Annotated in this window: 28 protein-coding genes; 12 read left to right on the plus strand and 16 right to left on the minus strand. The window is 39.1% G+C overall.

All coding sequences use genetic code 11. From position 1 onward, the window contains the following. Nucleotides 1-69: 69 nt before the first annotated feature. Entirely contained in the window at nucleotides 70-1,248 is a 1,179-nt protein-coding gene (locus tag ABDZ97_RS13520; protein WP_343788649.1) for a histidine kinase dimerization/phosphoacceptor domain -containing protein, read from the plus strand. 15 nt (nucleotides 1,249-1,263) lie between these two features. Here the strand turns inward: ABDZ97_RS13520 and ABDZ97_RS13525 are convergent, their stop codons facing one another. Both ABDZ97_RS13525 and pyrE read right to left on the minus strand, forming a co-directional pair. Further along, a complete protein-coding gene (locus ABDZ97_RS13525; RefSeq protein ID WP_343788652.1) occupies nucleotides 1,264-1,668 on the minus strand; it encodes an SRPBCC domain-containing protein in 405 nt (134 codons plus the stop codon). 1 nt (nucleotide 1,669) lies between these two features. After that, complete coding sequence (gene pyrE / locus ABDZ97_RS13530; RefSeq protein WP_343788655.1) at nucleotides 1,670-2,320, minus strand: orotate phosphoribosyltransferase; 651 nt, start codon at nucleotides 2,318-2,320, stop codon at nucleotides 1,670-1,672. Between the two features lie 8 nt (nucleotides 2,321-2,328). Between pyrE and ABDZ97_RS13535 the strand changes: the two genes are divergently transcribed. Next, complete coding sequence (locus ABDZ97_RS13535; RefSeq protein ID WP_343788658.1) at nucleotides 2,329-2,934, plus strand: NUDIX hydrolase; 606 nt, start codon at nucleotides 2,329-2,331, stop codon at nucleotides 2,932-2,934. Here ABDZ97_RS13535 and ABDZ97_RS13540 read toward each other — a convergent pair. The 4 genes from ABDZ97_RS13540 to ABDZ97_RS13555 are packed head-to-tail and all read right to left on the minus strand — an operon-like array spanning nucleotide 2,912 to nucleotide 5,924. Continuing rightward, on the minus strand, nucleotides 2,912-3,436 hold the full coding sequence (locus tag ABDZ97_RS13540) for a hypothetical protein (RefSeq protein WP_343788661.1): 525 nt from the start codon (nucleotides 3,434-3,436) through the stop codon (nucleotides 2,912-2,914). The two genes, ABDZ97_RS13535 and ABDZ97_RS13540, sit on opposite strands and share 23 nt — an antisense overlap. Next, a complete protein-coding gene (locus ABDZ97_RS13545) occupies nucleotides 3,429-3,914 on the minus strand; it encodes a GDYXXLXY domain-containing protein (RefSeq protein WP_343788664.1) in 486 nt (161 codons plus the stop codon). The genes ABDZ97_RS13540 and ABDZ97_RS13545 overlap by 8 nt, the downstream gene beginning before the upstream one ends. Further along, complete coding sequence (locus ABDZ97_RS13550) at nucleotides 3,911-4,975, minus strand: DUF4401 domain-containing protein (RefSeq protein WP_343788667.1); 1,065 nt, start codon at nucleotides 4,973-4,975, stop codon at nucleotides 3,911-3,913. The genes ABDZ97_RS13545 and ABDZ97_RS13550 overlap by 4 nt, the downstream gene beginning before the upstream one ends. Continuing rightward, a complete protein-coding gene (locus ABDZ97_RS13555; RefSeq protein WP_343788670.1) occupies nucleotides 4,968-5,924 on the minus strand; it encodes a DUF2157 domain-containing protein in 957 nt (318 codons plus the stop codon). The genes ABDZ97_RS13550 and ABDZ97_RS13555 overlap by 8 nt, the downstream gene beginning before the upstream one ends. Nucleotides 5,925-6,156: 232 nt before the next feature. Here ABDZ97_RS13555 and ABDZ97_RS13560 point away from each other — a divergent pair, with 232 nt between their 5' ends. Together ABDZ97_RS13560 and ABDZ97_RS13565 are read left to right on the plus strand one after the other, a co-directional pair. Then, nucleotides 6,157-6,531 carry a BlaI/MecI/CopY family transcriptional regulator gene (locus ABDZ97_RS13560; RefSeq protein WP_343788673.1) on the plus strand — a complete coding sequence of 125 codons (375 nt, stop codon included), beginning with the start codon at nucleotides 6,157-6,159 and terminating at the stop codon, nucleotides 6,529-6,531. After that, on the plus strand, nucleotides 6,521-7,714 hold the full coding sequence (locus ABDZ97_RS13565; RefSeq protein ID WP_343788676.1) for a M56 family metallopeptidase: 1,194 nt from the start codon (nucleotides 6,521-6,523) through the stop codon (nucleotides 7,712-7,714). Before ABDZ97_RS13560 ends, ABDZ97_RS13565 begins: the two co-directional genes overlap by 11 nt. A gap of 70 nt (nucleotides 7,715-7,784) precedes the next feature. Here ABDZ97_RS13565 and ABDZ97_RS13570 read toward each other — a convergent pair whose 3' ends face one another. Beyond that, a complete protein-coding gene (locus tag ABDZ97_RS13570) occupies nucleotides 7,785-8,333 on the minus strand; it encodes a hypothetical protein (protein ID WP_343788679.1) in 549 nt (182 codons plus the stop codon). After that, nucleotides 8,326-9,921, minus strand: coding sequence for a peptide chain release factor 3 (locus tag ABDZ97_RS13575; RefSeq protein WP_343788684.1), 1,596 nt, complete (start codon nucleotides 9,919-9,921; stop codon nucleotides 8,326-8,328). Before ABDZ97_RS13575 ends, ABDZ97_RS13570 begins: the two co-directional genes overlap by 8 nt. Before the next feature lie 90 nt (nucleotides 9,922-10,011). Here ABDZ97_RS13575 and ABDZ97_RS13580 point away from each other — a divergent pair, with 90 nt between their 5' ends. Genes ABDZ97_RS13580 through ABDZ97_RS13590 form a run of 3 tightly spaced genes read left to right on the plus strand, consistent with a single transcriptional unit; the run spans nucleotide 10,012 to nucleotide 13,581 of the window. Continuing rightward, complete coding sequence (locus tag ABDZ97_RS13580; protein ID WP_343788687.1) at nucleotides 10,012-10,785, plus strand: murein L,D-transpeptidase catalytic domain family protein; 774 nt, start codon at nucleotides 10,012-10,014, stop codon at nucleotides 10,783-10,785. 60 nt (nucleotides 10,786-10,845) lie between these two features. Beyond that, entirely contained in the window at nucleotides 10,846-12,900 is a 2,055-nt protein-coding gene (feoB, locus tag ABDZ97_RS13585; RefSeq protein WP_343788690.1) for a ferrous iron transport protein B, read from the plus strand. 9 nt (nucleotides 12,901-12,909) lie between these two features. After that, a complete protein-coding gene (locus tag ABDZ97_RS13590; protein ID WP_343788693.1) occupies nucleotides 12,910-13,581 on the plus strand; it encodes a hypothetical protein in 672 nt (223 codons plus the stop codon). Between the two features lie 14 nt (nucleotides 13,582-13,595). On the opposite strand, the gene ABDZ97_RS13595 is transcribed toward ABDZ97_RS13590, so the two are convergent. The 5 genes from ABDZ97_RS13595 to tgt form a co-directional block, all read right to left on the minus strand. After that, complete coding sequence (locus ABDZ97_RS13595; RefSeq protein ID WP_343788696.1) at nucleotides 13,596-14,489, minus strand: YihY/virulence factor BrkB family protein; 894 nt, start codon at nucleotides 14,487-14,489, stop codon at nucleotides 13,596-13,598. Further along, on the minus strand, nucleotides 14,476-15,408 hold the full coding sequence (locus ABDZ97_RS13600) for an ABC transporter ATP-binding protein (RefSeq protein WP_343788699.1): 933 nt from the start codon (nucleotides 15,406-15,408) through the stop codon (nucleotides 14,476-14,478). Before ABDZ97_RS13600 ends, ABDZ97_RS13595 begins: the two co-directional genes overlap by 14 nt. 3 nt (nucleotides 15,409-15,411) lie before the next feature. After that, nucleotides 15,412-15,840, minus strand: coding sequence for a hypothetical protein (locus ABDZ97_RS13605; protein ID WP_343788702.1), 429 nt, complete (start codon nucleotides 15,838-15,840; stop codon nucleotides 15,412-15,414). An 83-nt stretch (nucleotides 15,841-15,923) separates the two neighbouring features. After that, entirely contained in the window at nucleotides 15,924-16,997 is a 1,074-nt protein-coding gene (locus tag ABDZ97_RS13610) for an LptF/LptG family permease (protein WP_343788705.1), read from the minus strand. Nucleotides 16,998-17,000: 3 nt separating this feature from the next. Further along, nucleotides 17,001-18,131, minus strand: a complete 1,131-nt coding sequence (gene tgt, locus ABDZ97_RS13615) for a tRNA guanosine(34) transglycosylase Tgt (protein ID WP_343788708.1) — start codon at nucleotides 18,129-18,131, stop codon at nucleotides 17,001-17,003. Nucleotides 18,132-18,211: 80 nt separating this feature from the next. Here tgt and ABDZ97_RS13620 point away from each other — a divergent pair, with 80 nt between their 5' ends. Further along, nucleotides 18,212-19,354, plus strand: a complete 1,143-nt coding sequence (locus ABDZ97_RS13620; protein WP_343788711.1) for a glycosyltransferase — start codon at nucleotides 18,212-18,214, stop codon at nucleotides 19,352-19,354. Continuing rightward, nucleotides 19,345-19,950, plus strand: coding sequence for an RNA polymerase sigma factor (locus ABDZ97_RS13625; RefSeq protein ID WP_343788714.1), 606 nt, complete (start codon nucleotides 19,345-19,347; stop codon nucleotides 19,948-19,950). The genes ABDZ97_RS13620 and ABDZ97_RS13625 overlap by 10 nt, the downstream gene beginning before the upstream one ends. A 26-nt stretch (nucleotides 19,951-19,976) precedes the next feature. On the opposite strand, the gene ABDZ97_RS13630 is transcribed toward ABDZ97_RS13625, so the two are convergent. Next, the gene (locus ABDZ97_RS13630) at nucleotides 19,977-20,801 is read right to left on the minus strand and encodes an ABC transporter permease (protein WP_343788717.1); all 825 of its coding nucleotides are present in this window, start codon (nucleotides 20,799-20,801) and stop codon (nucleotides 19,977-19,979) included. A 181-nt stretch (nucleotides 20,802-20,982) separates the two neighbouring features. On the opposite strand from ABDZ97_RS13630, the gene rfaD reads away from it, so the two are divergent. From rfaD to ABDZ97_RS13645, 3 genes are all read left to right on the plus strand, one after another. Next, on the plus strand, nucleotides 20,983-21,948 hold the full coding sequence (rfaD, locus tag ABDZ97_RS13635; protein ID WP_343788720.1) for an ADP-glyceromanno-heptose 6-epimerase: 966 nt from the start codon (nucleotides 20,983-20,985) through the stop codon (nucleotides 21,946-21,948). Beyond that, entirely contained in the window at nucleotides 21,949-22,710 is a 762-nt protein-coding gene (locus ABDZ97_RS13640; RefSeq protein WP_343788723.1) for an exodeoxyribonuclease III, read from the plus strand. Nucleotides 22,711-22,796: 86 nt separating this feature from the next. Continuing rightward, nucleotides 22,797-23,816: a hypothetical protein gene (locus ABDZ97_RS13645; protein WP_343788726.1), complete on the plus strand. Its 1,020-nt coding sequence runs from the start codon at nucleotides 22,797-22,799 to the stop codon at nucleotides 23,814-23,816. Here ABDZ97_RS13645 and ABDZ97_RS13650 read toward each other — a convergent pair. Together ABDZ97_RS13650 and ABDZ97_RS13655 are read right to left on the minus strand one after the other, a co-directional pair. Continuing rightward, on the minus strand, nucleotides 23,805-24,539 hold the full coding sequence (locus ABDZ97_RS13650) for a helix-turn-helix transcriptional regulator (RefSeq protein WP_343788729.1): 735 nt from the start codon (nucleotides 24,537-24,539) through the stop codon (nucleotides 23,805-23,807). The genes ABDZ97_RS13645 and ABDZ97_RS13650 overlap by 12 nt on opposite strands. Before the next feature lie 96 nt (nucleotides 24,540-24,635). Beyond that, nucleotides 24,636-25,052: a response regulator gene (locus tag ABDZ97_RS13655; RefSeq protein ID WP_343788731.1), complete on the minus strand. Its 417-nt coding sequence runs from the start codon at nucleotides 25,050-25,052 to the stop codon at nucleotides 24,636-24,638. Nucleotides 25,053-25,076: the final 24 nt, after the last annotated feature.

Genomic DNA, 25,076 nt, shown 5'->3' on the forward strand with positions numbered 1-25,076 from the left:
TCATTTAATCCACAATAAATATAAATTAATCGTTGATTTATATTTTTAATTACTGTACTTTAGCAATAGATGTCACCCAAATCTCTATATCAGACAGAGTTAGAGACAATAGCTAAAAGTCGTATTCTTTTCAGTGAGGATACGGATGGTGTACTGCGGGATATCGGACAGCGACTTGCCAACTGCCTCGGAATACAACGGGTTAATATCTGGTTATTTAACGAAACGCGTAAGCAGTTAATTTGCATCGCTAATTACGACAATACTTCGGGTAAATTCTCAAAAGGGGAAAGTATCTATGAAGCAGATATCCCTTATTACTACTCACATCTGCTCACGGACGAGATTCTGGTAATTAATAACATTCATACAAACCCGGTTACAAACGAATTAAAAGACAACTACTGTAAGGAGCATAATATTTTCTCGATGATGGATGTTCCTATCTTTATTGAAGGAGAATTAGCCGGTGTTATGTGTTATGAACAGGTTGGGAAACTGAAAAAGTGGACCGAAGAAGAACAATTCTTTGTGCTGGCCATTAATCAATTAGTTTCACTGGTGCTGGAAACCAGAAAAAGGAAAGAAGCTCAGGTGAATCTGCAAAAAGCCTTACGGGATAAAGAACGACTATTAGCAGAAATGCATCACCGTATCAAGAATAACTTGTCTATGCTCGTAAGTTTACTTCGTTTGCAAGTGCGGGAAAGCAAAAACAAAGCTTTTATCCAGTTAGCCAATGATTTTGAAAACAGAATTTTTGCCATAGCCAAGATTCACGAACAATTATATTCGACCCGTAACTACATTGATATCTCACTCAAATTGTACCTGGAACAGTTGATTCACGAATATAGTACCTCTTATCCGGAGATTACATTTAACGTGCATCTGGCCGATTGTCACATCAGTACACATCAGATTGTACCACTGGGACTCATGTGTAATGAGGTTATCACCAACTCTATAAAACATGCCTTCCCCAAGTACACCTTTTCTGGAAAACCGGAAATAAACATCTCCCTACAATGTTCTGAAGAGCATATTATATTCATACTATCCGACAACGGAAACGGCTTTGATGTTACTAAAGAAAAAGAGAAAGAAACTCTCGGATTGAGCCTCGTTGACGATCTTGTTCAACAAATTAACGGAACACTCCTGATAGAAACCGCTACTAATAAAGGAACTGTTTACACAGTCACCTTTGATAATCCTGACATCTTTATTGAACGAGTAGAAGAGTAATCAGCGAAATTCGTTTTATGCTTCGAACCGCTTCTTAAGTCTTTCAGACATGTAGTTAAACAGATTTGTAAGCGGTTTTTCTACCATCATCTTCAAAAAGGTATTTACCTTTCCATCGAAGTGTAAATAACCGGATGACTGCCCTTCTCCCTCTTCGTTTATAAGGATCGTTAAAGAAAAAGGAAATGGTGTTTTCGCTCCGGAAACCATCTTAATTGTTGCTGGTTCATTCAATTCATCCTGAATCAACGATATTGTAGCAGCTTGCTGAACTTTAAAAGAACACGATTTTTCGTCCGCTTCCCAATTGGTTACCTTATCCTGAGGAAGAAGATGATAGATGTTTTGTGCATCTTTCAAAAAGTCAAATACTTCCTTTTGCGAAGCGTTAATCGTAACCTGTGTACTTTTAATTTCCATATTACTGGTTTTTTGGCGTCCATTCAGAAGGATTTTCCTTCCATTCACGTAAACTTTCCAAATCTGATTCCGTTACATAATTAGAATGAAGTGCCTGTTCAATCAGAAAATCATAATTCGAGAGTGTAATATAAGGACAATCTGCCTTTTCAAAATTCTCTTCTGCCACAGCAAATCCGTAGGTAAAGATTGCTACCAATCCCTTCACATTGCACCCTGCTTCTTTTAGCGCCTCAACAGCTTTCAGTGAGCTTCCTCCTGTTGAAATCAGATCTTCAATAACAACGACGTTCTGTCCTTCTTCAAAAACTCCTTCAATCTGATTCCCCAGACCGTGACCTTTAGCCGATGAACGTACATAAATAAATGGAATACCCAATTCCTGAGCAACCAAAGCTCCCTGAGCAATTCCCCCGGTAGCTACACCGGCTATTACATCCGGTTTACCAAATTTCTCCAATATCGCCTGACTGTAGCTCTGGCGAAGGAAAGTCCTGATATTTGGATACGACAGCGTCTTGCGGTTATCACAATAAATTGGTGATTTCCATCCCGAAGCCCATGTAAAAGGTTGAGCTACATTCAATTTTATTGCCTTAATTTGCAAAAGAAATTCGGCAACTTTAAGCGCGTTATCGTTGTTCAAAATCATGGCGACAAATGTACAAAGTTTTTATCGATAATAATATACTTTTTATAGGTTCTTCACAGGAACTCTCCTCACTTGAAGATCATATACGTAAACAGGCTTTTTCTTTAAAAAGGTCTGAGCTAAAGCTTTTTCACAAGCTTATTACAAAAGAAAAGTTTATTTTCATTGAAGCAGGCAATGAAGCAGAAGAAGTTCTTCAGGAACTTTTTTCCGACTACGAAAAAATTTCAGCAGCCGGAGGAATTGTACAACGAAACGATGAATTTCTGTTTATTCAACGTCATGGTTTATGGGATATTCCCAAAGGTAAAATTGAAACCGGAGAATCCATTGAAGAAGGGGCTATACGTGAGATCGAAGAAGAATGCGGTATTACCGGGCCTGTTATCAATCGAAAATTATGTGATACCTACCACACCTATTTCTTCAGGGGGAAAGACGTTCTTAAACGAACCCACTGGTACTTGTTTGACTACAATGGAGACGAATTGCTGATTCCACAGGAAGAAGAAGGAATAACAGAAGTCCGCTGGTTCAAAGAGAAGGATTTTGACCATATTCTGAAAAACACCTACGCATCCATTCAAGATGTTATTCTTTCAATGCGCTCCTGATTTTTTTACTTTTTTTTATCCATTTATCGAAAATAAGAATAGTAACTGATAGCATGATTGAAACACCTGCTATACTCCCATAACTTATACTAGATCTTTTTAAAAACAGTACTCCATCATCACACATTGTACACGACATATATTCTAAGTATCCGTATAAAATAGTCTGTATGATCATTGTAAAAGTAAAGAGTAATACAACTATTCCCAACTTTTTACTACTGCCTCTTTTCGAGACAGGAAAAATAACGTAGTAAAAGAGCATGCTGCTTATTCCAAAACTCAAATAATAAAACTCTGTATTCAAAAAATGAAAATACTTTCCAGTAAGTTGGATCTTTCCCCCACCAAAAAACACAAGTATTTCATTGATCATATCAATAATCATACTATCACATAAGAATGCAATACTAACACCGAGAATAAAAAATAAGAAAAGGAAGAATGTTATGCTTAATTTTCTTTTTACACTCATCTTTTCTTCTAAAAACCTATTATTCAATCAATTTTAATTTTTCGTCATATAACCCTACCAACACACTATTTCCTTTCTGGTCAATTCGCAAACCTCCATACTTTGCACGATCATACTTATCTCCCATCCCCTCCTGAAAGAAAAAAGACTCTGCTCCGATAGTTACTCTCCAGTCTTGCCGGGTATACTCAATTGGTAATTCATCCTCAGCGAGCCCCTCCGGTTTCTTCTGATAGCGGACAAACGAAGCAACGCCGTCCTCATCCAAACGAACGATACAAACACCTCGCCTGGGAATATCAGTATCAAAACTGTTATTGGTAATATCATATCGTAGGGTCATATAATCACCCTGCATTAAGGATCGGGGATCAACAGGTGCGAGTTTCAGAAGCACCAACTTACCCTCACTGAGTATCTCCTCCTTTTTAACAATTGAAAAAATGAAGAACAATAAAAAAAGAAGCAAATTTCCTAATAAAACATAACGAACCCACCTTTTCATTTCCAGTCAATTTTTTTATTCAAAAAGTAAAAGAATAGCAAAAACAATACTCCGGAAGTAAACAATACAACTGACTTTGTCAATAACGTAAATTCCAGATCATAGTAGTACTGAGAAATAAAATAAATTAATCCCACAATACCAACAGCTGCCCCTGTTTTGTGATTAACGTGAAAGGCCAGTAAGATCAGTAAAAAAGAAGAAGATATTGCGGGAGCATAAATCGTCGGAAGTAAGACGCATATAACAACAGCATAAATACTCCACTTTCGCTTTAACGAACGGACATCTAATGTTTCAAACAGATTATGCAGCACGTAAAAAATAGTTCCAAAAATGGATATGGATGTTAACCAGTAATAAGCATGGGAGAAAGGCAGAAGACCTCTTTTACCAATAAAAATCAGTGTCATCACCAAAGCAAAGACCATGCCTGTTCGTACCGGATAATAAATTCGGCTCAGGAGATTTCGTGCAGTGAGAATTCCGGCTTCATTGTAATACCATAAAGCAAGCAACCATGCCTGCAAAGGAATAAGCACCAAAATATAATGCTCTCTATATTCATTCATCAACAAGGTCAGTAGAGATCCGTTCACCATCAAAACAGCTACGAAACTCAATAAATATCCGGGAGTTACTAATAAAGACAGTACAGCTAAAAGAAATACCGTAAGACTCACAAAATCCTCGCTTTTATCCAGTTCTATAAGGCTTATACCTATAAAAACAAACCCGATTAAATAGGAACTCACACTGATTGTTCCAACAATAACTTTATTGTACTGCCTGTTAACCAAGGTTGATACTCCCACCATAATAAGCCCGAGAACCAACATCCCAATTCTATGTTCATAAATCCCGGTCAGGAACAGAAAAACCAGAAAAAAAAGGGTCGCTAATATTCCACCCAAGATGATCAGCACCTTTATTGCCAGATTATCTGATTCCCCGTCATCCAGTGCCGCAAAAATAGCTTGCTCATTCAACGCTTCGGTAGTATCTTCTTTGACATGAATTTTCTCGATAAACGCTTTAACCACTCCTGCTTCTTTACTCATTATTCCACTTCTTTTGTAAGTTAACGAACAGGCTCACTACCAGGGTTACGCTCAATATAACGAAAAGAGCTACCATGAAAAATACGATCTCGCTTTTTCCTTCTTTTAGAATCCATGTCGAAACAATCGTAATACCACTAAAGGCAACAAGTGCCAGATAAAATAAGCTTCTGTCTCTAAGCCCCTTGATAACTGCAAGAGAATATGCAATTGCAGCCAAAAGAAATAACAACCAGTAGCCTGTACTCACCTCATCAAACATTCCTACTGTAAGCCCCAAAGTAGCGTAAGTTACTGTAATCAGGGCAAGCGTATTTATAAACCAGCCCGGCAATTTCAACCTCTCTACTTTATGTCCTAAGATTTCAAAAGCCAGTAAAAAGAAACCGTTTACAAGGTAGAGTATGGTATAAAAAAGAATTTCGGACCAATCTCCGGCAACCTGCTCTTCAAACAAAAACAATGTTGTATTGACTAAAACAATAAAAATCAGCCATAAAACTGAAAAGTGTGATACAATCGTCCAGATTAAAATAAACAATGTCCACCCCAAAAAGAAATCGTAAGCATTTGCTCCTGTCTGATAAATCTGACCAAAAACAGCAAATAAGACACCAACCAGTACGGATGCAATAGTAATCAGTACATGCCTTGTAAACGTCGATACATGAATAAATAATGTAACAGAAACCGTAGCGATCAATACAACACTTACCAGGCCAAGTTTGAAGAATTTATGCATATCCTGCCAATTGTATGCAAAAAAGAAAATAATACCTGCCAGAGTAAACCCTACTCCCAAAGCCAGAATAAAATAAACAATAAACTTTTTTAGTGTGGAAGCATCATTATAGATGTATTCCTGTAACACTCCTTTTACTCTGTCCTTTGACCAGTTACTGTTTTGTACAATAAGATCAATATGTTTGTTCCTTAACGTATTTTTCATTCCTTTTTATCTGTAACTGCTACATAAGTTATCTCTCTCCGAAAATGAGCTTTCCGTCCAATTTGTTCGCTACTAGTTTCTTAAATATACTAAACAATTATGAGCATCCCCCAAAATCCTTTTCGACAAAGCAAAGATACCTTAATCATCTAATAAAATAGTTATACATCTAAAAAAATAGTTGTATATCTAATTTTTTAGTTATAAGTTTACAGAAATGAAATTCAATACTATGCAAAAAGTTGAACTTACAAAAGCTGAAGAACAAATTATGCAGGTACTATGGAAACTGGAAAAAGGCTTTGTTAAGGATATCATTCCTCATCTGCCAGATCCCAAACCCGCTTACAGTACAGTATCTACGATCATTCGCATATTGGTCGACAAAGGAGTTGTTTCCTATAAAGCCTACGGTAAAACACATGAATACTATCCACTTGTATCAAAAGAAATATACTCCAGACAACGGATAAAAGATCTTATGTTGGCTTTTTTTGACGGATCTCCCAGACAATTACTCTCTTTTCTTGCTAAAAAAGAAGATGTTTCACTTCAGGATTTTGAAGAAATTGTTAAAACCATAAAAAAAGGAACAGATGATGAATAATGGGATCACGTATATACTATGCTTCAGTTTTCTGGTACTCCTCTATAACTTGTTACTAGCTAAAAGAGGACTCGCCAAATGGGATCGTTTTCTGTTATTGTCCATTCCCGTTTTGGCTTACCTTCCTGTTGGAATTCAGACATTATCAATTTCTTCTGATTTGTCCTATCAACTTACACTTCCCTTATTTGAGGTTTCCCCGACTACATCTTCTCAATCCACATCCGGCACCTCATTTATTCTCCCGATCATCTATTTAACGGGTGTTCTACTCTCTGTTTCGGTTCTGTCCTATCGCCTTCTGCGAATAGTCAAACTGATCCGATCCTCTCAGTTCATTACTCAAAAAAAGGGTATTAAAATTTATCACTCCACGGTAAACGCATCCTTCGGGCGCATTGTTTTGATAGATCCATCCGCTACAAAAGAAGAGCAGGCGTTGATTCTTACCCATGAAACATTACACATCCATAAAAAACATACTATTGATCGCATTATTTCCTCTCTGGTACAGTGCTTTCTCTGGTTTAATCCTTTTGTCTACCTGTGGAAAAAAAACATTGAGGTGAATCATGAATACGAAGTAGATGAAATCATGATCCGCTCCGAAAATATCGAAAAATATTCATCCTTTCTGTTGCAACAAATGATGAAAACCAGCCACCCTATCCAATTATCACCTTTTAGTCAAATGTCTAATTTTAAAACACGAATTATGAGAATGTATCGTAAAAATTCTACAACAAAAAAGACAGGGACCATCTTGCTTTACAGTATGATTCCTGCAAGTCTGTTTTTTCTTTCTTTCGGAAGTTATTCTTTTACATTTCAGGAAAATTCTCCTCAAACAGTAGAAACAACTCCTCCCGATACTATTCAGGTACCTGACGAAAATCCTGAATTTATAGGTGGCCAAGAAGCACTTAATCAGTATCTCATCAAAAATATCAAGTACCCTGAAGAAATGAGAAAAAACAACATCGAGGAAAGAGTATATGTAGGTTTTGTGATCAACAAAGATGGCAGTGTCAGTGATGTTCAAATCAAACGGGGGAACTACGAACAATTTAACCAGGAAGCTATCCGTGTGATTTCTAAAATGCCGGCCTGGAATCCAGGTAAAAAGGATGGGAAGCCGGTAAAAACACAATTAGTTTTACCCGTACTTTTTGCACTTTCCTGATACTTCTACGGGAAGTATTAAATAAGAAAGCTGTAACTTAAAAAGTTGCAGCTTTTTGTATGAATACTGATTACTGGTATTCGTAACCTTTTTTCTTTACACCAAGATATACGGGAATAGTAAGTGGTAAAATTCTTTCCCTGATAATATTGTCGAGCTCTTTCTTTTCTCCCTTACAGATTTCATACATTTCCCGATTCTTCTTACTCTTTCCCAGAATGGCATAATACTTTTCACGATGTACCCCTTCATTTATAACCATTCCGGCACCCATCCCCTGTTTAACGACAAATGTCTTTCTAACGACCCGGCAGATAAAATAAGAATAGCCGGCAAATTTTTTCCTGACCGAAAAACGAAAGACACCTAAAATCCGATAGCGGTAATAAAATGCTTCCGTATCTTCTGGTCGTAACAAAAAATCCTTGTAAGAAAATTGCATCAAAGCAAAACAGAGAAGTAATAAGTAAGGCCAAAAAGTAAAAAACACATACGCACTTCCCTTAATAAAGAAAAGCATACCATAAAACAGCAAGAACATGTAACTTATTCCGACACCTGTTATTGGTAGTACAGTTCCCTGTCGGATAATTAGCAGTTTTCCTTCCTTCTTACTCACTACCCAATAAAAATTCTGAGGTTCTGTGGAATTTGATTTCCGGATAATCCCTCTCCGCCATCTGAAGAAGGAATGGTGTTTCCGCAAGAAAAACCCGGTTCCCGTCTTTATCTACAGCAACATTCGTTGTTTTGGCTTTCAGAAATTCCTGCATTTGCTGTTCATTATCCGATGTAATCCATGTAGCCAGGTGGAAATTTCGCGGACGGAACGTACACTTGGCTCCGTATTCATGCTCAAGGCGATACAATATCACCTCAAACTGAAGCTGCCCTACTGTTCCTACAATTTTACGATTCCCCGGTTGTTGAATAAACAGCTGTGCAACTCCTTCATCCATCAACTGCTTGATCCCTTTATCCAATTGTTTGGATTTCAACGGATCTAAATTCTCCAGTTCCTGAAAAATTTCAGGCGAAAAACTCGGAATACCTTTGAACGAAAAATTATCTTTTTCCGTCAATGTATCCCCAATCTTAAAGTTTCCTGAATCATACAAACCAATTACATCCCCCGGGAACGCCTCATCAATGACATTCTTATCCTGAGCCATGAAAGAGGTCGGGTTCGGAAATTTCATCTTCTTTGCATTTCGGACATGATTGTAAAATGTATTGCGCTCAAATCGTCCGGAAACAATACGAAGGAAAGCAATACGATCCCGGTGTTTTGGGTCAAGGTTTGCGTGAATTTTAAAAACAAATCCACTAAACTTATCATCTTCCGGTTCTATAAATCCTTTATCCGTATCCCTTCCTCTGGGAGCCGGAGATATTTCAATAAACGAATCCAACAGTTCCTTTACTCCGAAATTGTTTACCGCCGAACCAAAAAATACGGGGGCAACATCCCCTGCCAGATACTTCTCTCTGTCAAAAGGCTCATAAACCCCATCAATTAACTCCAGATCTTCCCGTAGTTGATTCGCTCCTTCTTCGCCAATAATCTCATCAATCTGAGCGTCATCAACATTTGTAAAAGAAACAACGTCTTTTGCTATTTTTGTTTTGTCCGGTTGAAAAAGGTTCAGTTGGTTCTGGTAAATACTGTAAACTCCCTGAAAGTTATATCCCATTCCGATAGGCCATGCCAACGGACGAACATTAATATTCAATTTTGACTCTAACTCATCCAGCAATTCGAATGGATCTTTCCCATCCCGGTCCATCTTGTTAATGAAAATAATAACAGGAGTTTTTCGCATACGACAGACTTCCATTAAACGCTCAGTCTGTTCCTCTACCCCATTTGCACAATCCACAACAAGTATAACGCTGTCCACTGCAGTAAGGGTTCTGTAGGTATCTTCCGCAAAATCCTTGTGACCGGGTGTATCCAGAATATTGATCTGTTTCCCGCGATACTCAAAAGCCATTACAGAAGTTGCAACGGAAATTCCCCGCTGCTTTTCAATTTCCATGAAGTCAGAAGTAGCCGATTTCTTAATTTTATTATTCTTCACCGCTCCGGCTGTCTGTATAGCACCTCCAAAAAGCAGAAGTTTCTCTGTCAAAGTAGTTTTACCGGCATCCGGGTGAGCAATAACTCCAAAAGTACGTCGTTTCCCTATCGCTTCTTTATGCTTCATCTTCAATCATTTGAGTATCGTGGAAATTTTCCCGCCGTTCATCTAAAACGGGCTGCAAATCTACAATATTTTCAGTAATTTAGTTGCATCATGCAAGGACTAAAAGCTACTTTTTTGAGAAGAGCCGCTCTCGTGTTTCTTCTTTTTTTTATTGGCTCACGGGAAAAAGCTTTGGCTTCTCTTCTTTCCGTTCACGACTTTGAGCAGCAGTATGTGGAATGTCAGATACAATCCGTTTATACACATTTACAGAACAAGGAGTTGTCTTTCGATGTCTGGGAAAAAGGTTTCAGAGGATACATCAGTCTCTACAAACAAGGGAAACTGGAAAATCCACGCTACCTGACTTTGGTTGACTTTTCACAACCTTCTTCGGAAGAACGTTTGTTTGTCATCGATCTGGTACAGCAAACTATTTCTTTTCAATCCCTTGTCTCACATGGAAGAAACTCAGGAGGACTTATGGCTACTTCTTTTTCTAATCGAAATTCTTCTTATCAATCCAGTCTTGGTTTTTATGTCACAGCTGAAACTTATTCAGGGAAGTTTGATTATGCGATGCGACTGGACGGTCTTGAGTACTCAAATTCAAATGCAAGGGAAAGAGCAATTGTTGTTCATGGTGCAGACTATGCCACTCCCGAATTCCTGAAGAAAAATAACGGAATATTGGGACGAAGTCTGGGATGTCCTGCCGTACCAAAAGAGTCCGCACATCACCTTATCGACCTTGTAAAAAACGGAAGTTGTTTCTTCATCTATTCCGAAAACAGAGAATATGCACGGCTTTCACGATTGCTGCGTTTCATTCCCGGAGTAGATGATCTGGCGCAACTTGAATGTCTCAGGGAACAATATTCCTGATTTTTCTTCACCGTTTGACTTTTCACAGCTAAATTTGACGTTCAATTAAATCAGAGAGCATTGAGGAAAATTGCGCTAGTGGGGAATCCCAACTGTGGGAAAACAACTTTGTTTAACCGTTTAACCGGACTAAACCAACGCGTTGGTAACTATCCGGGAATTACAGTAGACAAACGTTCGGGGAAACTAAAGTTAGGAGAGAATCATGACGTTGAACTCATTGACTTACCGGGAGCATACAGCCTTTCGTCCAATAGTATGGACGAACAGATTGTGCAGGATGTTCTGCTAAATAATGCTGCTGAAAGCCATCCCGATCTCATTCTTTCGGTAGTGGATGTCAGTAATCTTCACCGCAATCTTTTTCTCGCTTCACAGGTACATGATCTTGGCATCCCTATGGTATTGGTGCTGAATATGATTGATTTACTGGAAGGAGAGGTCATCCGTACAGAAGAGTTGGAAAAAGCATTCAACTGTCCGGTTATCAGTATCAGTGCTAAAGACGGTAAGGGAATGGATTCCCTTAAAAAGCTGTTGCTTCACAGTACACAACCCGAAGACAATCCTCATATCAATCTGGATGATAAATGGATTACAGATCCTGAAGTAATTCGGGAATTACTTCCTGACACATCTGTATACCAACGTTTCAAAATCACCAACCACATTGACAAACTCAGCTGGGTAGAACACCAACAAAAAATCAGTGACCTGGCTCATCAAAGTGGTAATTCAACTTATAAAGCAGAATTAAACGAAATCAATGCCCGTTACCGGTTTATTGATCAGCTTGTAAAAAAGGTGAAACTTACCAAAACGGATCTCCGTTCAAAACAAATTACAGAAAAGATTGATGCGATAACGACGCATCCGATTAAAGGACTTGCTGTATTCTTGCTTACGTTCTTTATCATCTTTCAGGCGGTATTCACCTTCGCTGCTTATCCCATGGATCTTATCGATTCCGGATTTGTCTGGTTGGGCGAATCAGTTGCTACTCTCCTTCCGGAAGGCATGTTAGCCGACTTCTTGGTGGATGGATTGTTAGCCGGAATAGGAGGTGTACTTGTATTCCTTCCACAGATCATGATTCTATTCGGGCTTTTCACCATACTGGAAGATTCCGGATATCTCGCACGGGTAAGTTTTATGACAGACGGGCTATTACGCAAATTCGGAATGAACGGAAAATCGGTTATTCCGCTTGTCGGAGGTTTTGCCTGCGCAGTTCCTTCCATTATGGCAGCCCGGACCATTGAAAACAGAAAAGAGCGTCTGATTACTATCTTTATCACTCCTTTGATGAGCTGTTCCGCACGACTTCCTGTTTATGTTTTTCTGGTTTCCTTTATCGCTCCTGATGACTATCTTCTCGGATTTATCAGTGTACAGGGACTTGTGATGATGGGAATGTATCTCCTTGGAATTGTTGTGAGTTTACTGGTGGCTTTACTGATCAACTATTTCATGAAGCACAAGTCCGGTTCTTCGTTTATTCTCGAACTCCCCAGGTATCGTTTCCCGAATTCCAAGAACATCCTGAGCTCGATGATTAACAAAGGAAAAACGTTTGTTACCGAAGCCGGAAAGATTATTCTCATTGCTTCGCTTGTATTATGGACATTGGGGTATTTCGGACCGCAAAAGGAAATGGATCGTATTGAACAAAAGTACGAACAGATGGCTTTGGAAAGCAACCTGAGTGAAGATGAACTTTCCTATCTGGAGAGTAGTGAAAAACTGGAATACTCCTACCTGGGATACATCGGAAAAGGCATAGAACCTGTTATCCGTCCGCTTGGTTTTGACTGGAAAATCGGAATTGCACTTGTTGCCAGTTTTGCTGCACGAGAAGTTTTTGTCGGAACTATGGCAACGATCTACTCGGTAGAAGACGATCCTGAAAGTGAAGGAGGATTAAAAGCTATAAAATTCAGTTATGCAACAGCTTTTTCACTCTTGATTTTCTACGTTTTTGCTCTTCAATGTTTAAGTACAGTTGCAATTGTAAAACAGGAAACAGGCGGATGGAAATGGCCTTCAATTCAGTTGGTTTCTTTTACAGCTCTGGCATATTTTGCCAGTTGGCTGACCTATATATTTGTTAAATAAGATTGGACAATGAAAATCATAAAACGCTTTCAATATTACGGCATCGGATTACTAATCGGTCTTATGCTTACGTTTGTTTTCTTCCAAAACAGAGGATGTTCCTGGCTTCCTGAAAACCGTGTGAAAAATGCCATTCTGGACAACGTAGTTGTTTTCAGCCAATCGGAGGAACTTACTCCGGAGCAAAAAGAAGATTACTTTCTCTTACTCAATAATGGTGACGTCAAGTTTGGTCTGAGTAAAAAAGACGGTGAACCCAAACTCTACTTTCTGAAAGGAGAGGACAGAAACGGAAGTGAAATTCAGGCTCAGTTCGAACTTCGAAAAGACGGTTTTATCAGTTTATGTACACCACTGACAAATAATACGGTCATTACGGATGGAATTTTTTCCGGAACCGCAAGCATGGAACACTTTCCGTTGGACACTGCTTTAGTAGCCTTCGAAAACGTAGCTAAATGTCAGGCAAAATACCTGGGGATATCCGAAAAACAAACACTGGAAGCTTTACAAAAAAGCGGGAAAGTGGATTACGACAAGAGTAATCCGGAAAATCCAGAAAAACCTGTTTATCACCTTACATTTACCTATCTGGATCAGGTCTATGCTACACGTGCGAATTGGTATAAAGACAAAATTTACATTACGTACTTTTATGATTCCGGTTCCGACTGTAAATAAATAACCGAAAGTAATCAGATCAATGGAGGCTGCACATAACTTCTGGGCTTAATCGGTCTTCCAATCGTTCGCGCATAGACCATTGTTATTTTTGCTCCGAGAAAAATAATCTGGGACGAATAAAACATCCAGGCCAGAATTACGAGTATAGTTCCCACAACACCTCCTCCCGCTGCAAAGAAATAATTCGTCAGGTAATATTTAATCAACAGTTGCCCGATGTATAATAAAACAGCTGTAAAAATGCTTCCCCGGATAGCAATTCCCCACTCGACAATACCATCATGCAAATATTTAAAAACAAACAAAAAGATAACTGTATTACTTAATAACGAAGTAATATGTTCTATTCCGAAAGTTAACCAACCATTAAATTCTCCTTCAAACAGGTCTGCTCCAAATGATACAAATGCTGTTTCCAGGAAATAAAAGACAACCACAACAACAGCCACTAGTGTCAACATTAAAAAGGCGACTAAACGAGCAAGAATATTATGAAAAATCGCTCGTTTCATCTGCACAACCTCTATATCAAAGAAATCATTTAAACTCGTTCGTAACGAACTGAAAATCGCAGAAGCAGAAAACGCCAACACCACAATCCCCACAACCTGTAACACAAAATTTCCCGCTCCCAGATCCACCAGTTTTAATGCATCTACTAACCAACTGACGTCCTCAATCCCTATCTGTTCTTTTGCTATCGCTGCAACAATTGAAATCAACTGATCCTGCCCCAGTATTTCTCCTATAGAAATAAAAAGTAAATACAACAAGGGAACAAGTGCAACGATTGTGTAATAGGCAAGAGAGGCTCCATGAATAAAACTTTTCTCCTGAAAAAACTCGTAAAAGCTCGTCTTCAAAAGTCTCCAAACCTGTTGTATTGTAATCCTATTCTTTGGCATAATCCGGTTCTATCATTAGTTTTTGAGGCAACGGAGAACTGGCATACAAGACCAACTCTTCTTCGCTGGCGGTCGTCCTGACCAGATGTGAAAAATACCCTCCCTGAAATGCTGTTTTCAATACTTTTACTTCAACTCCATCAGCTACAATACTGTAAGCATCCGGTCTGAACAAACGCTCTCTACCGTTTGAATGTATCACATTAATTTCCCCAAAAAATTGCGCTTCTTTACTATTTGTAGGATGAATATAAAAATTTACGGCTGAATCAACACGTTTTATCACTCCATCCTCCATATAGGCAATGTGATCTCCCCAGGCCATTGCTTCTTTACCATCGTGGGTAACCAGTATAATGGTTGTATTCCACCTGGAACGCATTTCATGAATATACAATTCCACACGTCTTCTGGTAAGTGGATCGAGATGAACAAAGGGTTCATCAAGTAGCAATATATCCGGTTCATTCGCCAACGCCCTTGCCAATGCCAGACGTTGCTGTTCTCCGCCGGAAAGTAAATAAGCTTGTTTCTTCCGTAATGATTCCAGCCCCATTACGGTGATCAATTCTTCTACAATCTCATCCCGGTCTCCCGTCTGATAATGGAGTACTTTCAGGCGAATATTTTCTTCTACCGTGTGGTACTTATCCAATGCAAAATCCTGATTAACAAGTTTTATCTCCGGATGCCCGGCAACCAAACGAAGGGAAGGTCCAACCACTCGTTTACCATGAAAGAAAACCTCTCCGTCATCCGCATCTTCCAGTCCTGCCAGGATTTTTAAGAGAGTTGACTTACCTCCTCCACTTCGCCCTACAACAACCAATGTTCCTCCCTCGTGTAGTTCCAGAGTTACTCCATCAAGCACCCATTTATCAGCGTACTTCTTTGTAATATTTCGGGCAGAGAGAATCATTTGTTAGCGTGCCAATTCTTCAGGAAAATCAGCTGCTGTTATATAAACCCCGGGAATAGGATTAGAAAACACCTCATAATCCTTAAAATATACCCGGATTATATGCATTCCTTCTTCCTCATCTACCGTAAACTCATGAAAGATATTCTCTGAAAATGCCAGCGGTGTAACCGAACCATCTTCACTCTTTACAAGTAATTGACGCATATTAGGAATGGAAAACGAAAAATGCTCTCCTTCTCCCATCATTCCCTGAAGAACATACTCAGACTGCTTCAATTCTTCGATATCAGAACATTCTCCCTTAATTTCCAATGCATCTTCCCAATAATACCGAAGGTTATTTTCTGACTCTTCCCCGTCATAGTTAGCATCTGCAAACTCCGGAGAGAAATCCTCATTCACAAGAAAAAAATGAGCCTTTACTCGCATAAAACTATTATTTTAAACAAAACTAATCAATTGTTCGGAAGGACTGAAATAAACTTCTCCGGCCAGGGATTGATGTTTACATTCTATTTGGGCGCCAGACGATACAAAACCAATCCGATTACACCAAAAACAAGATTCGGTATCCAGGATGCCAGCAAGGTAGGGAAACCAATATTTATTGCCGCAACGGAGGTTACCTGCATAGCGAAAATGTAAATAAACACAAATGCCAGACCTGTTGCAATATGTACCCCTATTCCCCCTCTGGATTTCCTGCTGGATACTGCCACTCCTATCAGTGTCAATACATACGATGCAAAGGGATAAGATGTCCGCTGGTGTTTAACCAATTCAAAAGCAGGAACGTTTTCATTTCCTTTCTGCTTTTCTCTTTCGATAAAATTGTTCAACTCTTCATAGTCCATAGTTTCAACAATATTATCTCTCCGGGCAAACTCATCGATACCAAAAGCAAATGTGGTATCCATTTTATCTCCATGTACTATTTCATCTCCTGTTTGACCAACTTTCCGTAAAAAGTAATCCTCCAATGTCCAGGTTTTATCCCCTGTAGGACGCAGCCTCTTCGCACTCAGAAAATATTCAAGTTTGTTATCTTCACTCCACTTTTCCATGTAGAAATCCTGGATGTATCCCTGATCTGACTTGTAATTCTTAAAATACACAGACTCTCCATTGGGAAAATCAGCGTGATAATTGGATACTGACAAACTAAAACGATAAAATTCTTCCTCAAATCCTAATCGCTTTGCATTGGCAGAAGGAAGAATGAAATGATTCATTGCCAACGACATCAAGGTAAGCAGGGTTGCTCCGATCATATAGGGACGAAGAAATCTGTGAAACGGTCTTCCGCTATTCAACATTGGGATAATCTCCGTATTCTGAGCCATTTTTGCCGTAAACCAGATCACTGAAATAAAAATGATCAGCGCTGAAAACATATTTCCATAAAAGAAAATGAAGTTTACATAATAATCAAGCACAATAGCTTTAAAAGGCGCCTTGTTCTCAATAAATTCCTGTAAACGTTCTGACAAGTCAAAAATTACGGCTAGCAACATGATCACTCCCATCATAAAAAAGAAAGTGGTCAAAAACTTCCGGATAATGTACCTGTCAATTATCTTCAGCATACTTTACAGCCTGTTTTGCAGTTTTGGAACCATTGCATTTTTCCACTCGTTAAAATCACCCGCCAGAATATGCTGGCGTGCTTCTTTCATCAACGTCAGATAAAAAGCCAGATTGTGTATGGTTGCAATTTGAATCCCCAGATTTTCTTTCGAAATAATCAAATGGCGCAAATAGGCTTTCGTATAGGCATGATCCACGTACGAAGTACCTGATTCATCCAATGGAGAAAAGTCTTTGTACCACTTTTTATTCTTGATATTGATAATTCCATTACGGGTGAACAACATTCCATGTCGGGCGTTTCTGGAAGGCATCACACAGTCAAACATATCCACACCCAATGCAATACATTCAAGTAAATTCACAGGAGTCCCTACTCCCATCAGATAACGGGGCTTTTCTTTTGGAAGGATCTCACAAACAAGATCAGTCATTTCGTACAAATCCTCATCCGGTTCCCCAACAGAAAGTCCTCCAATTGCATTACCAAATGCATCAAATGAACTGATTGCTTCTGCAGAAAGGGTACGAAGATCTTTGTATACACTTCCCTGCACGATCGGGAAAAGAACCTGATCGTATCCATACTTGGGTTGGGTTGCTTTCATCTGATCCATACAGCGTTTCAACCAGCGATGCGTCATGTGCATAGAACGTTTTGCATACTTGTAATCGCAAGGATAAGGTGTACACTCATCAAATGCCATAATAATGTCCGCCCCGATTGTCCGCTGAATATCGATAGCCCGTTCCGGAGTAAAGAAATGATAACTCCCGTCAATATGTGACTGAAATTTCACTCCTTCTTCTGTTATCTTCCTTGATCCTGCCAACGAATACACCTGATACCCACCGCTATCGGTCAGCATGGGTTTATTCCACCCGTTAAACTTGTGTAATCCTCCTGCGGCTTCAATAACTTCTAATCCCGGACGTAAAAACAGGTGATACGTATTTCCGAGAATAATTTCAGCACGGATATCTTCGTTTAACTCATGTTGGTGGACTCCCTTTACCGTACCGGCCGTACCGACCGGCATAAATATCGGAGTTTCAATAACTCCGTGATCCGTGTGAATTTCCCCGGCTCTTGCTTTTGATGCTTTATCTGTTGCTAAAAGTGAAAAGTGCATAAATATGTTGAAAAAAACGTGTGACAAAGATAACTGTATTCCGGTAAGTGTAACATCTTTGCAGTAAACTAGCAACAATTATGGATTTTTCTTTTCCGGAAATTGACTGGACTCCTACTGGAATCGTTTTTCTGGTTTTTGGTGTATCCGCTCTCGCACAACTTCTGTTTACACTACTAATTTTCAGTAGATTTACTTTTCACGCATCGAAAAAAAACAATAAACTTTCCGAAGTTCTGCCGGGCGTTTCCATCATAATAGCTGCACGCAATGAAGAGGATAATCTGTATCAGAATCTTCCGGCTGTACTCAATCAAAAATACCCGGAATTTGAAGTGGTCGTCGTAAATCATCAGTCAATCGATGATTCAAAACACATTCTACAAGCTTACCAAAAGCAATATCCGAATCTAAAGATAATTGATATCGAACGGAATCATCATTTGCGAAACGGAAAAAAACTTCCCCTCACAGTAGGGATTAAAGGAGCCAAATATGACCATTTTCTATTTACGGATGCCGACTGTGTCCCTGCATCAGATAATTGGCTGCGTTTAATGGCTGGTAAATTCAGTGATCGTCACCAATTAATTCTGGGGTATGGTCCCTATTCAAAAGCGAAAGGTTTTCTAAACTTCATTATCCGCTTTGACACGACCTTTATCGCAACCAATTACTTTGCTTTTGCTGCATCAGGCTTCCCATATATGGGTGTCGGACGTAACATGGCGTACACCCGTCAATTATTTGATAGTGTACAGGGGTTCAAAAAACATTATGCCATTCAGTCCGGAGACGATGATCTCTTTGTAAAAGATGTGGCCAAAAAACGGAATTACACCATCCAGTTTCACCCGGATTCATATTGCTATTCGGAAGGAAAAACATCCTGGAAAAAGTGGTTCGAACAAAAGCAACGTCACTATACAACTTCTTCGTCCTACAAAGTTTTCCATAAACTGTTGTTAGGAATATATCCGTTCACGCTGTTAGTTATGCTTGTAACTTTTGTTTCTTTGATTTTTAATAAAGAGTATTGGCTTTGGAGTTCAATGATTTTTGGAGGGGTTATTATTTTGAAATGGATCTTTCAGGGCATCAATTTCGGTAAACTGGGAGAAAAACGTATGGCATTTGCTCTCCCCTTACTGGAAATTATGTATGCTGTATTACTCCCCATTATCTACTACTCAGGCGATAAGAATGAACAACAATGGAAGTAGGCAATCATTTGACTGAAAAAGGGAAAAAAGATTTAGAGCTCGTATATCTGGCTCAACAAGGAGACCAAATGGCTTTTGCTGAACTTATGGAGAAATATCGCGACTCCATTTATTTCATGGTAAACAAGATGGTTCGCAATACAGATGATGCCGAAGACCTGACAATAGAAGCCTTTGGAAAAGCATTCCATCGTATCAATCAATACTCCCCTGATTTTGCTTTCAGTACATGGCTTTTTAAAATTGCTTCGAACAACTGCATCGACTTTATCCGAAAAAAACGACTACAAATGACCTCAATGGACACAACCTTTGAGGGTGAAGACGGGGAGTATTCAGGTATGCAAATTCGCACAGATGATCTTGATCCCGAGGAAGAAGCCATTAAGAAACAAAAAATAAAAATGATGCGGCTTTTGGTTGAAAAGCTAAAGCCTCGCTACAGAGTTTTGGTCGAAAAGCGTTATTTTGAAGAACTTTCCTACGAAGAAATCGCCGATGAACTGGACCTACCTCTTGGTACCGTTAAAGCGCAATTGTTTCGCGCACGCGAATTTCTGGCTGGAATGATTGAAAAGACAAAAGACGCAATCTGATTTACTGAAACTTACTCTCGTTTTTCTTATACGTAATCTGCCATTTCATCTTCCACTTTTTTGAAATAAAAAAGAGCTGAAACGAAAAGAATCAACACCATCGCAATAGATACATACATCAGGTTTCCTGGAGGGCTTCCTCCGAATAGCGACCATCTAAATCCCTGTACTACTCCTGCCATCGGATTTAGATAATACAAAGTACCCGCCCATTGCGGCAAGTGACGCGTAGCAAATTCAGCAGGATACGCAATAGGAGTAACATACATTCCTATCTGTACCATAAAAGGAACCACATGCTGAAAGTCCCTGTAGCGAACGCTCAATGCACTCAACCATATTCCTACACCCAAAGCAGCTATAACCCCGATAATAACAAAAACAGGAGCCATCCATACATTAGAACCGGGAGCAACGCCATAATATACCATCAAAAATAGCATGATTACCAGAGCAACGGCAAAATCAATGAAACCGACAACCGCTTTTGACAAAGGAATAATCAAACGGGGAAAATAGATCTTTTTCACCATCCCCTGATTCATAATAATTGAGTTTCCGGAATTTGTCATCACATACGAAAAATAACTCCAGATACTCATGCCTGCAACAGTAAACAATAAATGCGGAACTTCCGTTTCAACCCCCACAAATCGTCCAAACACCAACGACAGAATAAACAATGTCACCACCGGCTGTAATATCGCCCACAAAAGACCTATTGTCGTTTGTGCATATCTTACCCGAAAATCTCTCCAGGAAAGAGTAAGAAATAAATCTTTGTACCGGTATAATTCTTTAAAATCAGGAATAACAGATCGATGATCTGCATCAATAATTTTCTTTTCCATTATTTACTTTACTGGTGGCAATAGCGCAAATTTAGCATAAAGTTCGAACAACATCATGTAAAACCATCTTTTCCACTTATGTACCCATTCAAATCCCGGACGACAGAACCTCTATTATCCGTTTATACTTCCGATTTTGAAATGTCAGTCGTATCTTTGAGGCAAAAGAAAAGAAGTTAAGATGATTGTAGTTACCGGTTCAGCTGGATTTATAGCAAGTACTTTAGTAGGAAAACTAAATGCTCTTGGATATGGAGATATTGTTGTCGTTGATGATTTCTCAAAAAAAGAGAAAGAAAATAACCTGGTCGGAAAAACGATCCTTGCTAAAGTTCCCCGAAATGATTTTGAAAAGTGGATCAGCGAATACGGGAATGAAGTCAAATTTATTTTCCACCTTGGTGCAAGGACAGATACGACCGAATTCGACAAATCCATTTTTGATGAACTGAATCTTAACTATAGTAAAATGGTTTGGAATGCCTGCGTAAAGTTTCAGATTCCTCTGGTGTATGCCAGCTCAGGGGCTACTTACGGATTGGGTGAATTAGGTTACAAGGACGATCATGCACTAACCCCCAAATTGAAACCCCTGAATCCTTACGGAGACTCAAAAAACGACTTTGATATCTGGGCACTCCAACAAACAGAAACACCGCCATTTTGGGCCGGGTTGAAATTCTTTAATGTATATGGTCCCAACGAATATCACAAAGGAAGAATGGCTTCTGTTATTTTCCATGCCTTTAACCAAATCTCAGCAACAGGCGGAATGAAGTTATTCCGTTCTCACAACCCTGAATACAAAGACGGAGAACAACTTCGGGATTTCATCTATGTAAAGGACGTGGTGGATGTCTGTGCATTTCTCATGAAAGAGCAACCCGAAAGTGGATTATACAATCTGGGTACGGGAGAAGCAAGAACTTTCCTTGATCTCGTAAAAGCAACATTCAAAGCCATGGGCAAAGAAGAGCAGATCTCTTTCATCGATACTCCGGAAGATATACGTGACAAATACCAGTATTTTACGGAAGCAGATATGTCTAAACTCATCAATGCAGGATATACACAAGCATTTATTTCTCTGGAAGAGGGAGTCGAAGATTATGTAAAGAATTATTTAATCGAAAAAAACTACTTATAAATGCGCATCATCTCTTTCAATGTCAATGGCATCAGAGCTATTATGAATAAGGATTTTGACAAATCCATGCAAGATATGAACCCGGATATTATCTGTTTTCAGGAAACAAAAGCACAGGACGATCAGGTAGCTGAAGCACTTAAACAATTTAGCGACTTCCACCTGTATTCCAACTCTGCTGAACGAAAAGGGTACTCTGGAACTGCTATTCTTACAAAGGTGCAACCACTCGCTGTACATACTGATATTGGTATTGACGAACATGACAAAGAAGGTCGTGTACTAACGTTGGAATTTGATGATTTTTTTCTGACAACTGTTTACGTTCCGAATTCAGGTTCCGAGTTACTTCGATTACGATATCGCACCACCTGGGATATGGCTTTTCTTGATTATTTGAAAAACCTTGAAAAGACAAAACCGGTTGTTGTGTGTGGCGATTTTAACGTTGCTCACAAAGCTATTGATCTGGCACGCCCCAAGGAAAATTATAATAAGGCCGCCGGTTTTATGCAAGAGGAAATTGATGGTATGGATGCATTTACGTCCAACGGACTGGTTGACACATTCCGACACATACATGGAGACACAATAAAATATACATGGTGGAGCTATCGAGGGGGTGCACGTCAAAGAAACGTAGGCTGGAGAATCGATTATTTTCTGGTCAGCGAATCTTTTCTTCCACGTTTGAAAGATGCTTTTATAGTAAATGAAATCATGGGGTCTGACCACTGTCCTGTAGGAATAGAAATCAGTTAGATTAAAGCTGTTCTTTTTCCGGAACGATTTGTTTTGTATTAAAGGTTTTTCTTAATATTGTCCTTATTGACTAACAAACCTTTACTATGGGAAAAATAACAGGACGCCAGATCTGGAAAACCTTACACGCTGATTTAATTGGCAAAGACTCTCAAAGAGGGATTACACTAACTTATGGTTGGTTTGCTAATCAACTTGGGCATTTCGCTCTTGGTTTTGTACCTACCTCAATCGCTTATATACTCGGAGTTGAATTAAAAACAGCACTATTTTCCGTTGCCTGCTTCTGGTTAGCTTTTGAAATTTATAATGCCTCCTCTCCATTGTATAAGAAAGAGTATAAAGGAAATGGCACGTTCAAACCGCAGTGGAAAAATCTTACATTTGACACGTTCACAGACCTTTGCTTTTTTTGGACCGGATCTTTAACTTTTTACTTTATCGCCAGCACAGACAAAAACGGCTTGTATTTCTTCCTGGCCGGTTTGCTCCCCTTATTCTTTTTCGGGAGGTACTGGTTTCTCACAAAATTGTACCAACAGAATGCTTTTTTCCCTTATGCCTTTCGGTTAAGTCAGTGGAATGGGCGTCTAAAAACGGAAGATGCCGACTTTATCCGACACTATTTACGGCAACGTCCCCGTGAAGCGCATCATTTCATCGTTTCAGGTGCCAAAAAATCAGGAAAAACAACAATAACCGTAGGAATGGCCAATGAATTAGCCATTCGTCACAACAAAACAACCTACACAACTCTTAGCAAATGGGTTAGTGTACTTTCCGATTCGCAAGAGGAATTATCACGAGGAAACAAAAGCCTTTGGACCTGGCAGGAGAGTGAATTTCTATTAATTGACGACATCAACCCCGGGACACCAGAGGAAGCCAATAAATATAAAGCAACAGATATAGAATCGTTTATCAACAATTCAGGTTACGGAGATACGATCAAACAAATTTTAGGTAATACTTCTGTTGCCTGGGTAGTCGGAAGTTGTTCAAATGATGATGGTATTCGGGACTGGAAAGAAATGTTGATTCGAATCGGAATTCCGAAAGAGAAGATCACAACTATCGATCTGAATTCCTTTCAATCAGGGAAGTAGCCGGTTGTCGTAAGCAAAGGAGATCAGGCTTGTTGTATTGGAAACCTTAAAGCGTTCCAAAAGCCCGTCTATGTTTTTTTCCAGTTGTGAAATAGAGACATTCATTTCATCGCTGATTTCCTTATACGTACTTCCTCTGGAAAGAAAACGGATCATATCCAACTCGGCATCAGAAATCCGAAAAGGGTAAAACAGGCTTTTATTCAGGTTTCTTTCAAATTCATCCTTCTCAGGCCCGTATGCTGCAAAACGCATCACCTTACCAAACCGAAGTCCATAATCGACCTGAAAACGCCCGATAATACTTCGTAAACTTCCATCCTCAAAAGTGTCATGAACAGCAACACGAGCAACAACAGGTATTTCCTGCCCGTTTTTATTCATCACTTTTGTTTCAATTGTAAAGCTGTATTCTTTTAACCTTTCCTTTCTTTTATGCAGAAACTGGAGAGCTTTATCATTAATATCGTGCACAAAAGGAGCATAATGAGGGGAAGTCATATTCACAATATGCATCATAGATATTTCTGCATCAGGAACCCCCACAACGCCTTCCCAACCGTCGGCGTATAACATTCTCCCCTTTTCAAAACTGTAAATATAGATTCCTTCCAACGGATACTTATACAACCGCGTTTTATAAAAACGGTAATACTCGCTTTCCGGATCCATTGGGGTATCCGTTATAAACTGTTTTGAGTATGAACCAAAATCTTCAGACATTCGTAAATAGTGTAAGTCGTTTACTACCTATGCAATAATAGTAATTATTAGCCAACTAAGCAGTAGCCATCCTATTAAAAAACAGTTAGTAGCGCATTAATCAAAATAATGCCTGATCTCTTCACACAGGTATTTTTCTCCATTCATTACCTTTTCCACCCCCAGTTGCATTTCTTTCATAGGTGCATTTTTGGTGATGTATCCTTTGGCTCCGTTTTCAATTGCCCTCCGAACCATAACCGGCTCATTATGAATTGACAATATCATTATTTTAATCCAGGGATAACTTTCGGTAATCGTCTTGGTGATTTCTATTCCATTTTGTGAACCAGGCAGGTTGATATCCATAAAAATTAATTCAGGCTTCAAGTCCTCTATATATTCGGTGAGATTATCTGCTGAATACAAAACCTTAACAGTATTGAAAATATTCGTATCCCTCAGTAATTTTCCCCAGGCGTCAGCTATTAGTTTGTAGTCTTCGACTACCAGTGCATTTACAATATTTGTCATGTATATGGCTACAATTGATTAGGC

It is taken from the genome of Wandonia haliotis (assembly GCF_039523435.1).
Lineage (GTDB): Bacteria > Bacteroidota > Bacteroidia > Flavobacteriales_D > Crocinitomicaceae > Wandonia > Wandonia haliotis.

Bases quoted from the DNA above. Each gene is read 5' to 3' on its own strand.
- ABDZ97_RS13520 (WP_343788649.1), top strand. From the start codon at position 70: ATGTCACCCAAATCTCTATATCAGACAGAGTTAGAGACAATAGCTAAA.
- ABDZ97_RS13525 (WP_343788652.1), bottom strand. From the start codon at position 1,668: ATGGAAATTAAAAGTACACAGGTTACGATTAACGCTTCGCAAAAGGAA.
- pyrE (WP_343788655.1), bottom strand. From the start codon at position 2,320: ATGATTTTGAACAACGATAACGCGCTTAAAGTTGCCGAATTTCTTTTG.
- ABDZ97_RS13535 (WP_343788658.1), top strand. From the start codon at position 2,329: ATGTACAAAGTTTTTATCGATAATAATATACTTTTTATAGGTTCTTCA.
- ABDZ97_RS13545 (WP_343788664.1), bottom strand. From the start codon at position 3,914: ATGAAAAGGTGGGTTCGTTATGTTTTATTAGGAAATTTGCTTCTTTTT.
- ABDZ97_RS13550 (WP_343788667.1), bottom strand. From the start codon at position 4,975: ATGAGTAAAGAAGCAGGAGTGGTTAAAGCGTTTATCGAGAAAATTCAT.
- ABDZ97_RS13555 (WP_343788670.1), bottom strand. From the start codon at position 5,924: ATGAAAAATACGTTAAGGAACAAACATATTGATCTTATTGTACAAAAC.
- ABDZ97_RS13560 (WP_343788673.1), top strand. From the start codon at position 6,157: ATGCAAAAAGTTGAACTTACAAAAGCTGAAGAACAAATTATGCAGGTA.
- ABDZ97_RS13565 (WP_343788676.1), top strand. From the start codon at position 6,521: ATGATGAATAATGGGATCACGTATATACTATGCTTCAGTTTTCTGGTA.
- ABDZ97_RS13575 (WP_343788684.1), bottom strand. From the start codon at position 9,921: ATGAAGCATAAAGAAGCGATAGGGAAACGACGTACTTTTGGAGTTATT.
- ABDZ97_RS13580 (WP_343788687.1), top strand. From the start codon at position 10,012: ATGCAAGGACTAAAAGCTACTTTTTTGAGAAGAGCCGCTCTCGTGTTT.
- ABDZ97_RS13590 (WP_343788693.1), top strand. From the start codon at position 12,910: ATGAAAATCATAAAACGCTTTCAATATTACGGCATCGGATTACTAATC.
- ABDZ97_RS13595 (WP_343788696.1), bottom strand. From the start codon at position 14,489: ATGCCAAAGAATAGGATTACAATACAACAGGTTTGGAGACTTTTGAAG.
- ABDZ97_RS13600 (WP_343788699.1), bottom strand. From the start codon at position 15,408: ATGATTCTCTCTGCCCGAAATATTACAAAGAAGTACGCTGATAAATGG.
- ABDZ97_RS13605 (WP_343788702.1), bottom strand. From the start codon at position 15,840: ATGCGAGTAAAGGCTCATTTTTTTCTTGTGAATGAGGATTTCTCTCCG.
- ABDZ97_RS13610 (WP_343788705.1), bottom strand. From the start codon at position 16,997: ATGCTGAAGATAATTGACAGGTACATTATCCGGAAGTTTTTGACCACT.
- tgt (WP_343788708.1), bottom strand. From the start codon at position 18,131: ATGCACTTTTCACTTTTAGCAACAGATAAAGCATCAAAAGCAAGAGCC.
- ABDZ97_RS13620 (WP_343788711.1), top strand. From the start codon at position 18,212: ATGGATTTTTCTTTTCCGGAAATTGACTGGACTCCTACTGGAATCGTT.
- ABDZ97_RS13625 (WP_343788714.1), top strand. From the start codon at position 19,345: ATGGAAGTAGGCAATCATTTGACTGAAAAAGGGAAAAAAGATTTAGAG.
- ABDZ97_RS13630 (WP_343788717.1), bottom strand. From the start codon at position 20,801: ATGGAAAAGAAAATTATTGATGCAGATCATCGATCTGTTATTCCTGAT.
- rfaD (WP_343788720.1), top strand. From the start codon at position 20,983: ATGATTGTAGTTACCGGTTCAGCTGGATTTATAGCAAGTACTTTAGTA.
- ABDZ97_RS13640 (WP_343788723.1), top strand. From the start codon at position 21,949: ATGCGCATCATCTCTTTCAATGTCAATGGCATCAGAGCTATTATGAAT.
- ABDZ97_RS13645 (WP_343788726.1), top strand. From the start codon at position 22,797: ATGGGAAAAATAACAGGACGCCAGATCTGGAAAACCTTACACGCTGAT.
- ABDZ97_RS13650 (WP_343788729.1), bottom strand. From the start codon at position 24,539: ATGTCTGAAGATTTTGGTTCATACTCAAAACAGTTTATAACGGATACC.
- ABDZ97_RS13655 (WP_343788731.1), bottom strand. From the start codon at position 25,052: ATGACAAATATTGTAAATGCACTGGTAGTCGAAGACTACAAACTAATA.